Below are 13,803 nucleotides of genomic sequence, written 5' to 3'. Positions count from 1 at the left end.
CCGGATCAGACGATCAGGGTCAGCGGCTCTTCGATCAGCGGCTTGAAGGCCGCCAGGAACTTGGCGCCGACCGAACCGTCGACCACGCGGTGATCGCAGGTCAGGGTCACGGTCATCACGGTGGCGATCTTGATCTCGCCGTTCTTGACGACCGGACGTTGCTCGCCAGCGCCCACGCTCATGATCGCGCCCTGCGGCTCGTTGATGATCGAGGCGAACGACTTGATGCCGAACATGCCCAGGTTCGAGATCGAGAAGGTGCCGCCCTGGAATTCCTCGGGCTTCAGCTTCTTGTCCTTGGCGCGCTGGGCCAGGTCCTTCATCTCGGCCGAGATCTGAGCCAGGCCCTTGGTTTCGGCCTTGCGGATGATCGGGGTGATCAGGCCACCTTCGATCGCCACGGCCACCGCGATGTCGGCGTGGTGGTGCATGGCCAAGCCTTCCGGCGTGTAGCTGGCGTTGGCTTCCGGCACCTGCTTCAGGGCCACGGCGGCGGCCTTGATGACGATGTCGTTGACCGAGACCTTCACGCCCTGCTTCTCCAGCAGGCTGTTGATCTTCGCGCGCGCCGCCAGCAGGGCGTCGATCTCGAGATCGATCTGCAGCGGGAAGTGCGGCACGTCGCGGAAGCTATCCGTCATCCGGCGCGCGATCGTCTTGCGCATGCCGTCCAGCGGGATCAGATCGTACGAGCCGGCGGGAATGCCCATCTGCTCCAGCGACTGAACTTGACGCGGCGCGGCGGCCGGAGTGGCGGCCGTGGGCGCGGCGCTCCCGACGGTGTTTTGGGCGGCTTTGGCGGCGGGAGCGCCACCCGCCTTGGCGGCTTCGACGTCCGACTTGACCACGCGGCCGTGCGGGCCGCTGCCCTTGACGCTCTTCAGGTCCAGGCCGGCGGCCGAGGCCAGACGGCGGGCCAGCGGCGAAGCAAAGACGCGCGAACCATCGGCGGCGACCGGCGCGGCTGGCGCGGGCTTGGCGGGCGCGGCGGTCTCGCCGCCGCCTTGAGCCGGGGCCGCGGGCCTCGGCGCTTCGGCGGTCTTCGGGGCTTCCGCCTTGGGAGCCGGCGCGGGGCTATCGCCCTCACCCGCCAGCTTGGCGATCAGGGCGTTGACCTTGACATTCTCGGTCCCGGCGTCGACCAGGATGGCCTCGATCACGCCTTCATCGACGGCTTCGACTTCCATCGTGGCCTTGTCGGTCTCGATCTCGGCGATCACATCGCCGGCCTTGACGGTGTCGCCGACCTTGACATGCCACTTGGCGAGGGTTCCCTCCTCCATAGTGGGCGACAGGGCGGGCATCAGGATGTCGATCGACATTGAGCTTCTTCCTCAAGCGTTCGGGACAGCTTCGACCAAGGTGGTCGGCGTCCATTTGGCCTTGCGACGGGCAAGGCGTTGTTCGTCCGTTTCGTCGTGATAGTCCAGCCGTTCGGGCTCGCGACCGTCAAATCCCGGCAGAGCGGTCCCGACGACATTGAGTGTCGCATAGACCTGGCCGTCGTCTTCGATCATCGCGGCGATGTAGCAGGCGCACTCGCGACAGATCAGGAAATCGACGACCCGACGGCCGAACCGGTAGCGGTGAAGCGCGCCCGGCGCGGCCGTGATGTGCAGCCGGCTATCCGGATGGCTGGTCGTCCGGCCGCCTTGCCGGCGACAGAACTCGCACTGGCAGGCCCGAAGCGGCAGCTCGGCCAGGGGCTTGCCTGGTTCGAGCTGCACATGCACCGCGCCGCAATGGCAGGAGCCGTTCAGGACCGTCATCAGCGCGCCCTCGCCCGCTCACACGGGCCGAAGCCTAGGTGAGCGGGCATTGGGATCACCGGTAGCAGACCGCCTTGGCCGCCTTGACGATCTTTTCGACCGAAGGCAGCGACAGGGCTTCCAGGTTGGCCGCATAGGGCAGCGGCACGTCTTCCTGGCAGACCCGCAGCGGCGGGGCGTCCAGGTAGTCGAAGCCAAACTCCGTGATCCGCGCGACGATCTCGGCGCCGACCCCCATCGGACCCCAGCCTTCTTCGGCCGTGACCAGACGGTTGGTCTTCTTGACGCTTTCCAGGATGGTGGCGTGGTCCATCGGACGGATCGTGCGCAGGTCGACGACCTCCGCCGAGATGCCTTCCTTCTCCAGCTCCTCGGCCGCCTTGAGGGCGAAGCCCACCATGCGACTGTAGGCCACCAGGGTGACGTCCGAGCCCTCGCGACGAACCTTGGCCTTGCCGATCGGCACGACCCAATCCTCGACATCCGGAATGTCGAACTCGTGGCCGTACATCATCTCGTGTTCGAGGAAGACGATCGGGTTCGGATCGCGGATGGCGGCTTTCAGCAGGCCCTTGGCGTCGGCGGYGTCATAAGGCGCGATGACCTTCAGGCCGGGGACATTGCCGTACCAGGCGGCGTAGTCCTGGCTGTGCTGGGCGCCGACGCGCGAGGCCGCGCCGTTGGGGCCACGGAACACGATCGACGACTTGATCTGGCCGCCCGACATGTACAGCGTCTTGGCGGCCGAGTTGATGATGTGGTCGATCGCCTGCATGGCGAAGTTCCAGGTCATGAACTCGACGATCGGCTTCAGGCCGGCCATCGCCGCGCCGACGCCCATGCCGGCGAAGCCGTGCTCGGTGATCGGGGTGTCGATGACGCGCTTGTCGCCAAACTCCTGCAGCAGTTCGCGGCTGACCTTGTAGGCGCCCTGGTACTGGGCGACTTCCTCGCCCATCAGGAAGACGCGGTCGTCGCGACGCATCTCTTCGGCCATGGCGTCGCGCAGGGCGTCGCGGACCGTGATCTTCTTCATCGGCGTGCCGGCCGGGATCTCAGGATCCTTCAGCTCGACGGTCGGCGTGGCGGCCTGCGGCGGAGCCTTTTCAGGTTCGCCCGAGAACTGCTCGGCGGCGGCCGGCTTGGCCACGGGCGCCGGGGCGGCGGCCGGGGTCGCCTCGCCTTCGCCCTTCAGGCGCGCGATCAGGGTGTTGACCTTGACGTTCTCGCTGCCGGCCGGAATCAGGATGGCCTCGACCACGCCCTCGTCCACGGCTTCGACTTCCATCGTCGCCTTGTCGGTCTCGATCTCGGCGATCACGTCGCCGGCCTTGATGGTGTCGCCTTCCTTGACGAGCCACTTGGCCAGGGTGCCTTCCTCCATCGTGGGGGAAAGCGCGGGCATCAGGATGTCCGTCACTCGGCGGCCTCCAAGTATACGTCAGTGTAGAGTTCGGAAGGATCCGGTTCAGGGCTGGTGCGCGCGAACTCGGCGGCTTCGGCGACGATGCGCTTCACTTCCGCGTCGACGCTCTTCAGGTCGTCTTCCGTCACGCCGGCCTTGGCCAGACGTTCCTTGATGTGGTCGATCGGGTCGCGCGTCGTCTTGACCTCATCGACCTCTTCCTTGGTGCGGTACTTGGCGGGATCCGACATCGAGTGGCCGCGATAGCGATAGGTCTTCATCTCGAGGATGTAGGGACCCTGGCCGCTGCGGGCGTGCTCGCTGGCGCGGGCGCCGGCTTCACGCACGGCGACGATATCCATGCCATCGACTTCCTCGCCCGGGATCCGGAACGAAACCCCGCGCTTGTGGAAAGCGGTCTCGGACGCCGCGCGCTCGACACTGGTGCCCATGGCGTACTGGTTGTTCTCGATCACGTACACGACCGGCAGCTTCCACAGCTGGGCCATGTTGAAGCTCTCGTAGACCTGGCCCTGGTTGGCCGCGCCGTCGCCCATATAGGCATACGAGACGTTGCCATTGCCCTTGTAGTGGTTGGCCAAAGCCAGGCCCGTGCCGAGCGCGACCTGCGCGCCGACGATGCCGTGGCCGCCGTAGAAGCCGGTCTCGATGTCGAACATGTGCATCGAGCCGCCCTTGCCGCGCGACGAACCGCCTGCGCGGCCGGTCAGCTCGGCCATCACTTCGCGGGGATCCATGCCCGCGGCCAGCATGTGGCCGTGGTCACGGTAGCCCGTGATGATCTGGTCGCCCTTCTGCGAGATCGACTGCATGCCGACCGCGATGGCTTCTTGACCGATGTACAGGTGGCAGAAACCGCCGATCAAGCCCATGCCGTACAGCTGGCCAGCGCGCTCCTCGAAGCGGCGGATCAGCAGCATGTCCTGATAGAATTTCAGGAGTTCGTCCTTGCCGACGAAGGCGTTGACACCGGTGTCAGGTGTCTTGCCCTCAGAGGCCTCAGCCTTGCGCGCACGCGCCATTCAAATCTCCCTGGCCAATCTTCATCGCGGCCTTCGTCCCTAGAGCATTTCCCGCCGAAAAGTCGTCGGTTCCGCGAAGGAAACGCCCTCTTGTCTCGTCAAGACCAGCCTAGAACCAAAGGTTCCAGGCCGACCGACAGTCGATTCCGAGGTTACGGGATCGGTCAGCTCTGACGCTTGACCCGGATCACATAGTCCCTCGGGTCGGCGTATCCTAGGAGAGAACGCGCGCGCTCTTCCAAGAGGTCAGCCGACAGACTGCCGCTGCGTAATAGACGAGCGCGGGCCTCCAGGTCCATCCTCTCCGCGCGTATCTTCCTGAGTTCCTTTGTTTTTGCTGCGAGGTCCGCATTGCGCTGCGATATCGACAGCAGGCCTCGATCACCCGTCAGAGCATGAAAGGCGAAGTAGAAAATCAGGAAAAAGATCGCCGCGGTCGGCAGGAAAGGTTGCAGTCGGGCGAACATCTGAGCTTCCCGGAGAGGGATTCGCAGGATCGCCGACCGTGCTTAACGCCTTCTAAATCCAGGCATTGCGAACGCCGGTCGTTCACTCGCCCGTCGCACGAACGATGCTTTCAGGTGAGATGGTTTCAGCGGCATCTAGATACTGCACCGCCGAAGCCAGTTCGCGACAGCGAACATCGCATAGATGGTCTCGTTTGAAACCAAGGCTCCGCTTTTAGAAAATTTGTGGGTTAATCGACCGAGCAACCATACCGGCCGACTAGAGACCGACGATATCCGTCGAAGAATCGCCTTGTTTAGCCGCATCTTGAGGTGGAGCTTCGAGGGGATGAAACCGATGACGTCGCGCCGAAACCTGGTTCTGGGCCTCACAGGAGGTGCGCTCTTCTCCACCGTGGCCCACGCCGGCGAGCCCGAGATCGTCAAGGGTCGCAAGGGTGGCCCCAATATGATCAAGGGCAATCCGCCCAGGCTGGACTTCGGCGGGGGGCTGATCATTCCGATGAACGGCTCGATCTTCAAGGCCCTCTGGGAAGGCGAGGATCGCTGGATCACCTACGGCCGCGCGCTTTCCGTCCAGAAGACGCGCGCCATGGGCCAGGCCGAGGACGCCGCGGTCGGCAAGATGAAGCTGATGCTGCTGACCCTGGTGTTCGCGCCGGACCGCCTGGAGCGGTTCGAGAGCTGCGGCTGGAAGCTGAAATCCGAGAGCACCATCGATCTGATCAAGGGCGACATCGCCCTGCCCGGCCGGCCTGTCATGCCGACGGTCGACGAGGTCAGCGGCCAGATTGGCCAAGTCCCGGAAGGCGGCTCCGCGGGCGACCCGGCCTTCCATGCCATCACGGGCTACATGGTGATGAAGAAGGACGCGCCCCTGGAGTACATAAAGAAGAAGGCGCAGCTCCTTTCGGAAGCCGCGCCTTCGTAGTCTCTAGCGATATGGAAGGGCTTAGCGGCCCTTCAGCACCTTACGGCCGAGATAGACGCCCTGGTCGTCCAGCATCTGCTCGATGCGCAGCAGCTGGTTGTACTTGGCCACCCGATCCGAGCGGGCCAGCGAACCGGTCTTGATCTGACCGCAGTTCAGGGCGACCGCCAGGTCGGCGATCGTCGAGTCTTCCGTTTCACCCGAGCGGTGGCTCATGACGCTGGTGTAGCCGTTGCGGTGGGCCAGATCGACGGCGTCGATGGTTTCCGACAGCGTGCCGATCTGGTTGACCTTGACCAGGATCGAATTGGCCAAGCCCTTGTCCAGGCCCAGCTGCAGGCGCTTGGGGTTGGTCACGAACAGATCGTCACCGACCAGCTGGACCTTCTTGCCCAGCGTCTCGGTCAGCAGCTTCCAGCCTTCGAAGTCGTCTTCCGACATGCCGTCCTCGATCGACAGGATCGGGAACTTCGAGGCCAGACCGGCCAGGTAGTCGACCATGCCGGCCGGATCCAGGCTCTTGCCCTCGCCTTCCAGCTCGTACTTGCCGTTCTTGAAGAACTCGGTCGCGGCGACGTCCAGACCCAGGACGAAGTCGTCGCCGGCCTTGTAGCCTGCGGCTTCACCGGCCTTGACGATGAAGGCCAGGGCGTCTTCGGCCGAACCGAGGTTCGGGGCGAAGCCGCCCTCGTCGCCGACGTTGGTGTTGTGGCCAGCGTCCTTCAGGGCCTTCTTCAGGCCGTGGAAGATCTCGGCGCCCATGCGCAGGGCTTCGCTGAAGCTCTTAGCGCCGGTCGGCAGGATCATGAATTCCTGGATGTCGATCGGATTGTCGGCGTGAGCGCCGCCGTTGATGATGTTCATCATCGGGGTCGGCAGCACGCGGGCGTTCACGCCGCCGACGTACTTGTAGAGCGGCTGGCCGGCCGACTCGGCGGCGGCCTTGGCGGTCGCCAACGAGACGCCCAGAATGGCGTTGGCGCCCAGGCGAGCCTTGTTCGGCGTGCCGTCCAGCTCGATCAGCAGGTTGTCGACCCGGCGCTGGTCTTCGGCGTCCACGCCCGACAGGGCGTCGAAGATCTCGCCGTTGACCGCGTCCACGGCCTGCAGGACGCCCTTGCCGAGATAGCGGGCCTTGTCGCCGTCGCGCTTTTCGTTGGCTTCGTGCGCGCCGGTCGAGGCGCCCGACGGCACCGCGGCGCGACCAAAGGCGCCATCATCGAGGACGACGTCGACCTCGACCGTCGGATTGCCGCGGCTATCGAGGATTTCGCGGGCGATGATATCGACGATCTCGGTCATGGGAGCTCCCTTGGAAAAGGCGCCTCCCCTTACCGGCGTAACCCCGAAACCGCAACCGTGCGCCTGGCGCCGCCGAAGGCTTCAGGCGTTGAAGGTCGGCGCGACCAGGCCGCCCTGCCCCAGCCGGAACAGCACGCGCCCCGCGCCGAAGTCCAGCTCAACCCGGGAGAACAGTCGCAGCACGTCGACCCCGATCAGCGCCGCGGGCCGGTCGTTCAAGCCCCAGACGTCGAAGATGTGCAGGTCGGCGAAGGCCATCGGGATATTGGTGACCCGCAGGTCGCCCATGACGATGGACGGCACGATGCGGAACTCGCCCAGCTGCATCTCGCCGCCGGCGGTCAGGAGACGCGCCTGCTGGACAAGATCGGAAGATCGGCGCCGGCGCGCGGCGATGGCGCGGGCCAGGGCCATGTTGCCGATGCTGACCCCGCCGCCAGAGTCGATGAAGGCCAGCGACCGCGCTCCGGCGATCCGCGAGTCGGCCAGGGTCAGTCGACCGTATTTCTCGTCGGCCTGGACCAAGACCTCGCGCGGCCCGCGGATCAATCCCGAGACGGGCTGGCTGCGACGGACTTCCAGCTGTTTCCTGCGGAAGTCCATGATGACGTTGCGGCCCTCCAGGATATCGACGCCCAGCAGGCCATCGGCTCCGACCCGGTCATAGGGCAATATGGGCAGGATGACGTCAGCCAGACGGGCGTCGCCGGTGCGCAAGTGAGCAACGCGAGCCGTCGGACAGGTGACGGATCCTGAGACGCCATGAACGAGCACGTCCGGCCCGCGCGGCAGGGCCAGGCGCTCGGCCAAGCCCGGCGTCAGGACGCTACGGTCCGCGCCCGTGTCGACGACGAATTGATACTCGCCCTGCCCGTTGATCGAGACCGGCACTGTCAAGCGGGCGTCCTGGTCCAAGGAGGCGTCCAGGATCAGCAGCGGCTGCTCGGGGGGAACCGGGGCCTGGAGAGGCGGCGTCTGCGACAGCGAAACCGGCGTGATCGCCTCGGCCAGCGCCGGCGGCGCGACGAGCGAAAGTCCCAGTCCCGCCGCTATGTTGCGGCGTGTGAGCATGGGCGTACCTCCCGGTCGGGAGGCTAACACCGATTTCGACGCGTACGACGAAAATACGACGAAAAACGCCGCCCGGGCGAACCGGGCGGCGTCTTCGAGACGTCAGAGGCGAAAGGAGACCTTAGTCTTCCTTCGGCGTCAGGATCTGCTTGCCGTTGTACATGCCGGTCTTCAGATCGACATGGTGCGGACGGCGCAGCTCGCCGGTGTCCTTGTCCTCGATGAACGAGTTGGCGCCCAGGGCGTGGTGCGACCGGCGCATGTTCCGGCGAGAAGGCGAAGTTTTTCTTTTGGGAACGGCCATCGAAGTGACTCTGCTCGCTGAGCGTGAAATTGGAAGCGGCGGCTTGGGAACGCCCGAGCCGCCGCGTGAGGGCGCGCTTATGCCCGAATCTCTCCCCTGATGCAAGACCTGGGGAAAAGCCTCTTAGACCAGCCGTCCATGCTCCTTCGCCGCCGCGATGAAGCTGGCGAAAAGCGGGTGCGGGGCGAACGGGCGGCTCTTCAGTTCGGGGTGATATTGCACCCCGATGAACCACGGATGGTCGTCCCGCTCGACGATCTCGGGCAGCACGCCGTTGGGCGAGCGGCCGGTCAGTTTCAGGCCCGCATCCTCCATCAGGTGGGCGTAGCCGATATTGACCTCGTAGCGGTGGCGGTGGCGCTCGCTGATCTCGGTGGAGCCGTAGATCTCGGCGACCTTCGAGCCGGCCGTCAGGACCGCTTCATAGGCCCCCAGGCGCATGGTGCCGCCCAGGTCGTCGTTGGAGCGGCGCTGGACCGTCTCGTTGCCTTTGATCCACTCGGTCATGATGCCGACCACGGGACGCTCGGTGGGGCCGAACTCGCTGGAGCTGGCGTCCTTGATGCCGGCGACGTTCCGCAGGGTCTCGATGACGGCCATCTGCATCCCGAAGCAGATGCCGAAGTACGGCACCTTGCGCTCACGAGCGAACTGGGCCGCGCGGATCTTGCCTTCCGCGCCCCGCTCGCCGAAGCCRCCAGGCACCATGATGGCGTGGGCGTTCTCGAGGCGGGCCGCGGCCGCGCCCTCGTCGCCCTCGAACGTCTCGCTCTCGACCCAGTCCAGGTTGACCTTGACCTTGTTGGCCAGGCCGCCGTGGTGCAGGGCCTCGATCAGCGACTTGTAGGCGTCCTTGAGCACCGTGTACTTGCCGACGACGGCGATGGTGACCTCGCCGTCGGGATGCTGGACCGTCTCGTCGATCGTCTGCCAGCGGGTCAGGTCCGGGGCCGGGGCGTCCTGCATGCCGAAGACGTCCAGGACTTCGGCGTCCAGACCCTGCTGGTGATAGTCGATCGGCACGGCGTAGATGGAAGATGAGTCCATCGCCTGGATGACCGCGCTGGGCCGCACATTGCAGAACTGGGCGATCTTGCGCTTTTCCTCGGGCGGGATCTCCTGCTCGCAGCGGCACAGCAGGATGTCCGGCTGGATGCCGATGGAGCGCAGCTCCTTGACCGAGTGCTGGGTCGGCTTGGTCTTCATCTCGCCGGCCGTCTTGATGAACGGCAGCAAGGTCAGGTGCACGTAGCAGCTCTGGCCGCGCGGCAGGTCCTGGCGCAGCTGGCGGATCGCCTCGAAGAACGGCAGGCCCTCGATGTCGCCGACCGTGCCGCCGATCTCGACCAGCACGAAGTCGACGGCCTTCTCGCCGCTCTCGTCCATGGCCGGCGACAGGACGAAGTCCTTGATCTCGTTGGTGACGTGCGGAATCACCTGGACGGTCGCGCCCAGATAGTCGCCGCGGCGTTCCTTCTCGATGATCGTCTTGTAGATCTGGCCGGTGGTGATGTTGTCGGCCTTGGTCGCCGACACGCCGGTGAAGCGCTCGTAGTGCCCCAGGTCGAGGTCGGTCTCGGCCCCGTCGTCGGTCACGAAGACCTCGCCGTGCTGATACGGGCTCATCGTGCCCGGATCGACGTTGAGATAGGGGTCGAGCTTACGAAGGCGGACCTTGTAGCCGCGCGCTTGCAGCAGCGCGCCGAGCGCCGCCGAGGCCAAACCCTTGCCAAGCGAGGAAACCACGCCGCCGGTGATGAAAATGTACCGCGTCATGGGCGATCAGATTACCCGTGATTCGTGGACGCCGGGGAAAAGACCGGCGTTCATCAACAAGATTAAACCCCCGAGGTCGCCCTCGGGGGTCGGTTTAAGGTCGTTCGAGAACGATTAGGGCTTGGGCTGTTCGGCCGGCGGGGCCGCGACGGTCGGGGTCGCGGCGGCGGTCGGAGCCGTTTCGGCCGGCTTGGCGGGCGCTTGGGCCGGGGCCTTGGCGGCCGCCTTCGGGGCCGGCGTGGGCTTGGCCGGCGCCGCCGGGGTCAGCAGCGAGGGCTGCGAGGGCGCCGGAGCCGGGGCGTTGATCTGCGGGGTCGGAGCCTGGATAGCGCCCGGCTGAGCGTTGGACGGCAGCGAATCCAGCGAGCCCGGCGTGGGAGCCTGAGGCGTCGGCGCCGCGTTCAGGGTCTTGGAGTCGAGACCCTTGATGTCCAGGCGGTCGGCGACCGAGCCGCCGGTGTTGGCGCGGCCGGTCAGGATCGTCAGCGTCAGGCTGATCAGGAGGAAGATCGAGAACAGGATCCAGGTGATGCGGGTCAGCAAGTCGCCGGCGCCGCGAGCGGTCATGAAGCCGCTGTTGCCGCCGCCCATGCCCAGCGCGCCGCCTTCGGAGCGTTGCAGCAGGACGACCCCGATCAGACCGAGGCAGACGACGATGTTGATGGCTAGCAGGACGCCGATAAGCATGACGAAAGTGTTCTCGATCCGGGCGCGGGCGAAATGCCGCGTGAAAAACGAAGCGGCCCCTCTACCACTAGCGGCGGCTCCGCGCCATAGCTGGGGAGTGCTCTCCCCAGCGCAAGCCCCCAAGCCATACCCCCGGACCGCATGATCCTCGAGACCGAACGCCTGACCCTCGCCCCCCTGACGGTCGACGACGCGCCCCTGATCTACCCGTTCCTCAGCGACGCCGAGGTGATGTCGAACCTTGACCAGGAGCCGATCGAGGATCCCGACGAGGTCGCCACGCGCGTCGCCGCTCAGGTCGACGAGATGACGGCGGGCGACGCCGCCTATTGGACGATCCGCCATACGACCAGCGGTGCGTTCCTGGGCTATTGCGAGTTCATCGACATCGACAAGCGCCACGACCGCGCCGAGATCCGCTTCGTGGTTGACCGCAAGGGCTGGGGCCAAGGCTTCGGCGCCGAAGCGGTCAGCGCCCTGCTCGCCTTCGGCGCCAGCACCGGTCTCAAGAGCCTGGTGGCCAGCACCCACGTCGGCGACAACCGGGCCGAACACCTGCTGCAGAAGCTGGGCTTCAAGGCCGAGGGTTATCTGAAAGGCGCCGTGCACCGCGACGGCGAGCGGCGCGACCGGCGGCTTTACGGGCTGAAGCTCTAGAGTCCGTACTCGATTGAACAGCTGAGGAACCTGAGAAAAATAAGAACTCCAAACTGTTGTCATCCCGGAAGCCTCGCGGAGGCTGTCCGGGACCCAGGGGCCGGCGCGTTGCCTCGGCCCCTGGGTCCCGGCTCTACGCTTCGCTGCGGCCGGGATGACAACGGAAAAGGCAGTGTTCAATTGAGCCTCGACCCGAAAAGAAACTGCCTGAATTTGGGTGCGGCGATCAGTGTTATCGACCCACATGGTTAACCAAGGCATGTTCACGGTTAACCGTCGCGCCTCGAATCGGCCGCGTCTGGAACGGAGAACTCGATGCGCTCGCCCGCCGACATGGACATCGTCCAGATCGACATCAGCACCAAGTGCCACCTCAGCTGCTCGAACTGCACGCGGCTGATCCCGCATCAGACCCAGCGGGCGGACATGGCGCTTGAAACCTTCGAACGCTCCGTGAAGAGCATGGAAGGCTGGAACGCCCCCAACAAGCTGATCGGCGTCATCGCCGGCGAGCCCACCCTGCACAGCAATTTCGAGCAGATCTCGCGGCGCTTCGCCGAGCTGTGGGGCGGCGAGAACACCTCGAACGGCAAGGCGCCGATCAAGGATTTCAACGACTTCGCCTCCGAGCGTCTGTTCGACCGCTCGAACGGCCGCGGTCTGTGGACCAGCCTTGGGAACGGGTTCTACAAGAACTACGAGACCATCATGGAGGTCTACAGCCACTTCAACACCAACACCCATGAGACCGCCGGCCAGCACCAGGCCCTGCTGATCACGCGCAAGGACTATACCGGCGCGACCGGCATGTCGGACGACGAGTGGGAAACCAACCGCGACAACTGCTGGGTCCAGAAGCTCTGGTCGGCGACGATCAACGACAAGGGCGCCTATTTCTGCGAAGTGGCCGGCGYCATTGACCGGCTCTATTTCAACGGCGCGCACGCCTGGCCGGTCGAGCACGGCTGGTGGCAGCGCACCCCCGACGACTTCAAGGACCAGATCGACCTCTGCAACTATTGCGCCCTGGCCCAGCCGGGCCCGTCGCAGCTGGACCTGCTGGACCGCGACATCATCTCGGCCGAGCACAAGCAGATCCTCAAGAAGCTGGGCAGCCCGGCGATCCGCAAGCGCGCCTACGAGATGTTCGACCCGGCCATCCACATGCAGAAGCGCCAGGTCGAGACGCGCGACAACTATGTCGGCGAGGCCAGCTCGGGCCGTCGCGTCGGCATCGGCCACACCTCGACCAAGCCGCGCAAGCTGGTCTGCGTCCTGACCTCGGTCGGCTACGGCGACGACCTGGCCCAGACCCTGCCCCGCAACATGCGCGAGTTCGACGAGATCATCGTCGTCACCTCCAGCGACGACACGGTCACCCAGGATGTCGTCAAGGAGAACGGCGCGACCCTGGTGATCTCGGACCGCTGCTTCGACGACGACCAGGCCTTCAACAAGGGCAAGATGCTCAATGACGGCCTGAAGACGCTCAAGGACGCCGACTGGATCGTCTTCACCGACGCCGACATCGTCATGCACGAAGGCTTCTACGAGCTCTTCATGTCCCACTCCTGGAACCCCGGCTGCCTGTATTTCACCGGCCGGATCGACAGCCAGAAGGTCGAGGGCAAGGACAACGAGAAGACCAATTTCGAGCCGAACGGCTATTTCCAGCTGTTCAACGCCCGCGCCACCGCCATCCGCGACAACTGGCCCAACATCGTCAGCGAGAACTTCTGCTCGGCCGGCAGCGTCGACAGCTGGTTCTATCAGCAGTGGCGGCGCGACAACCTGTTCGGCATCAGCGACATCCCGGTGCAGCACATCGCCAGCGCGCGTCTGGGCGAAAACTGGAACGGCAAGCAGGCCAAGCCGGCCAAGTGGCGTCAGTTCGGTATCCTGACCGTCAACGGCGTCACGGCGTTGATGCCGGCCGACGGCGTGCCCGACACCGTGCGCCTGACCGACACCCGCTACGGCGAGACCGTCACCTGCGCGCGCGACGACATCCCCAACCACGTGCAGATCGGCCCTGAAGGGAATCTGATCTTCCTGGGCAAGGACATCGGTCACATGCACATCCACGTGGCGTACTGGGCGGAGTGATCCTCCGCCCCTGATGGGCTGGGAAGCAGACGCGTTTCATCACCCTCGCGCCGAACGGCCGCGAGGGGATGGAAAGGGCTGCGGAGCGCCGGACGCCGTCCGGAGTTTGAGTTTGTAAGTACCGTTTCGACGAAGCCCGACGCTCCGCGCGACCGTTATTCGCCAGCGTCCCGCCGGGTGGCCCTGTTCAGGCCTTACCGGGACCCGGGTTCCTCCGTTTCCGGAAGATCCCAGAGRTCGAGGGAGACGGGCCAAAAGGCCAAGACACGCCCCTTGATCCTCGAC

Annotated in this window: 12 protein-coding genes and 2 pseudogenes; 3 read left to right on the top strand and 11 right to left on the bottom strand. The window is 65.4% G+C overall.

What is annotated here, in order from left to right:
- Nucleotides 1–5: 5 nt before the first annotated feature.
- The 6 genes and pseudogenes from AC1DSO_RS18155 to AC1DSO_RS18130 form a co-directional block, all read right to left on the bottom strand.
- Nucleotides 6–1,322, bottom strand: a complete 1,317-nt coding sequence (locus AC1DSO_RS18155) for a pyruvate dehydrogenase complex dihydrolipoamide acetyltransferase (protein ID WP_477070160.1) — start codon at nt 1,320–1,322, stop codon at nt 6–8.
- 12 nt (nt 1,323–1,334) lie between these two features.
- Nucleotides 1,335–1,418, bottom strand: a pseudogene (locus AC1DSO_RS18150) (aldehyde-activating protein); the annotation flags it as partial.
- Nucleotides 1,419–1,502: 84 nt separating this feature from the next.
- A pseudogene (locus AC1DSO_RS18145) lies at nt 1,503–1,769 on the bottom strand (GFA family protein); the annotation flags it as partial.
- A 55-nt stretch (nt 1,770–1,824) separates the two neighbouring features.
- Nucleotides 1,825–3,189 (bottom strand): pyruvate dehydrogenase complex E1 component subunit beta, encoded by a 1,365-nt coding sequence (locus AC1DSO_RS18140; protein ID WP_477070159.1) that lies wholly within the window; start codon nt 3,187–3,189, stop codon nt 1,825–1,827.
- On the bottom strand, nt 3,186–4,217 hold the full coding sequence (gene pdhA / locus AC1DSO_RS18135; protein WP_477070158.1) for a pyruvate dehydrogenase (acetyl-transferring) E1 component subunit alpha: 1,032 nt from the start codon (nt 4,215–4,217) through the stop codon (nt 3,186–3,188). The genes AC1DSO_RS18140 and pdhA overlap by 4 nt, the downstream gene beginning before the upstream one ends.
- Nucleotides 4,218–4,381: 164 nt before the next feature.
- Nucleotides 4,382–4,684, bottom strand: coding sequence for an FtsB family cell division protein (locus AC1DSO_RS18130; protein ID WP_477070157.1), 303 nt, complete (start codon nt 4,682–4,684; stop codon nt 4,382–4,384).
- Between the two features lie 337 nt (nt 4,685–5,021).
- On the opposite strand from AC1DSO_RS18130, the gene AC1DSO_RS18125 reads away from it, so the two are divergent.
- Nucleotides 5,022–5,615, top strand: coding sequence for a hypothetical protein (locus AC1DSO_RS18125; RefSeq protein WP_477070156.1), 594 nt, complete (start codon nt 5,022–5,024; stop codon nt 5,613–5,615).
- Nucleotides 5,616–5,636: 21 nt separating this feature from the next.
- On the opposite strand, the gene eno is transcribed toward AC1DSO_RS18125, so the two are convergent.
- From eno to secG, 5 genes are all read right to left on the bottom strand, one after another.
- Complete coding sequence (gene eno, locus AC1DSO_RS18120; protein ID WP_477070155.1) at nt 5,637–6,917, bottom strand: phosphopyruvate hydratase; 1,281 nt, start codon at nt 6,915–6,917, stop codon at nt 5,637–5,639.
- 81 nt (nt 6,918–6,998) lie between these two features.
- The gene (locus AC1DSO_RS18115; RefSeq protein WP_477070154.1) at nt 6,999–7,988 is read right to left on the bottom strand and encodes a retropepsin-like aspartic protease; all 990 of its coding nucleotides are present in this window, start codon (nt 7,986–7,988) and stop codon (nt 6,999–7,001) included.
- 121 nt (nt 7,989–8,109) lie between these two features.
- On the bottom strand, nt 8,110–8,292 hold the full coding sequence (gene rpmF, locus AC1DSO_RS18110; RefSeq protein WP_010919589.1) for a 50S ribosomal protein L32: 183 nt from the start codon (nt 8,290–8,292) through the stop codon (nt 8,110–8,112).
- Nucleotides 8,293–8,415: 123 nt separating this feature from the next.
- Nucleotides 8,416–10,068, bottom strand: coding sequence for a CTP synthase (locus tag AC1DSO_RS18105; protein WP_477070153.1), 1,653 nt, complete (start codon nt 10,066–10,068; stop codon nt 8,416–8,418).
- 114 nt (nt 10,069–10,182) lie between these two features.
- Nucleotides 10,183–10,755, bottom strand: coding sequence for a preprotein translocase subunit SecG (secG, locus tag AC1DSO_RS18100; RefSeq protein WP_477070152.1), 573 nt, complete (start codon nt 10,753–10,755; stop codon nt 10,183–10,185).
- Nucleotides 10,756–10,896: 141 nt separating this feature from the next.
- On the opposite strand from secG, the gene AC1DSO_RS18095 reads away from it, so the two are divergent.
- Nucleotides 10,897–11,412 carry a GNAT family N-acetyltransferase gene (locus AC1DSO_RS18095; RefSeq protein WP_477070151.1) on the top strand — a complete coding sequence of 172 codons (516 nt, stop codon included), beginning with the start codon at nt 10,897–10,899 and terminating at the stop codon, nt 11,410–11,412.
- A gap of 315 nt (nt 11,413–11,727) precedes the next feature.
- Nucleotides 11,728–13,518 carry a hypothetical protein gene (locus AC1DSO_RS18090; protein WP_477070150.1) on the top strand — a complete coding sequence of 597 codons (1,791 nt, stop codon included), beginning with the start codon at nt 11,728–11,730 and terminating at the stop codon, nt 13,516–13,518.
- The last annotated feature ends 285 nt before the right edge of the window (nt 13,519–13,803 follow it).

It is taken from the genome of Caulobacter sp. P4_E5 (assembly GCF_056401555.1).
Note: the sequence above shows the minus strand (reverse complement) of the source record. Positions and strands in the feature narration are given on the sequence as shown.

Bases quoted from the DNA above. Each gene is read 5' to 3' on its own strand.
- AC1DSO_RS18155 (WP_477070160.1), bottom strand. From the start codon at position 1,322: ATGTCGATCGACATCCTGATGCCCGCCCTGTCGCCCACTATGGAGGAG.
- pdhA (WP_477070158.1), bottom strand. From the start codon at position 4,217: ATGGCGCGTGCGCGCAAGGCTGAGGCCTCTGAGGGCAAGACACCTGAC.
- AC1DSO_RS18130 (WP_477070157.1), bottom strand. From the start codon at position 4,684: ATGTTCGCCCGACTGCAACCTTTCCTGCCGACCGCGGCGATCTTTTTC.
- AC1DSO_RS18125 (WP_477070156.1), top strand. From the start codon at position 5,022: ATGACGTCGCGCCGAAACCTGGTTCTGGGCCTCACAGGAGGTGCGCTC.
- eno (WP_477070155.1), bottom strand. From the start codon at position 6,917: ATGACCGAGATCGTCGATATCATCGCCCGCGAAATCCTCGATAGCCGC.
- AC1DSO_RS18115 (WP_477070154.1), bottom strand. From the start codon at position 7,988: ATGCTCACACGCCGCAACATAGCGGCGGGACTGGGACTTTCGCTCGTC.
- rpmF (WP_010919589.1), bottom strand. From the start codon at position 8,292: ATGGCCGTTCCCAAAAGAAAAACTTCGCCTTCTCGCCGGAACATGCGC.
- secG (WP_477070152.1), bottom strand. From the start codon at position 10,755: ATGCTTATCGGCGTCCTGCTAGCCATCAACATCGTCGTCTGCCTCGGT.
- AC1DSO_RS18095 (WP_477070151.1), top strand. From the start codon at position 10,897: ATGATCCTCGAGACCGAACGCCTGACCCTCGCCCCCCTGACGGTCGAC.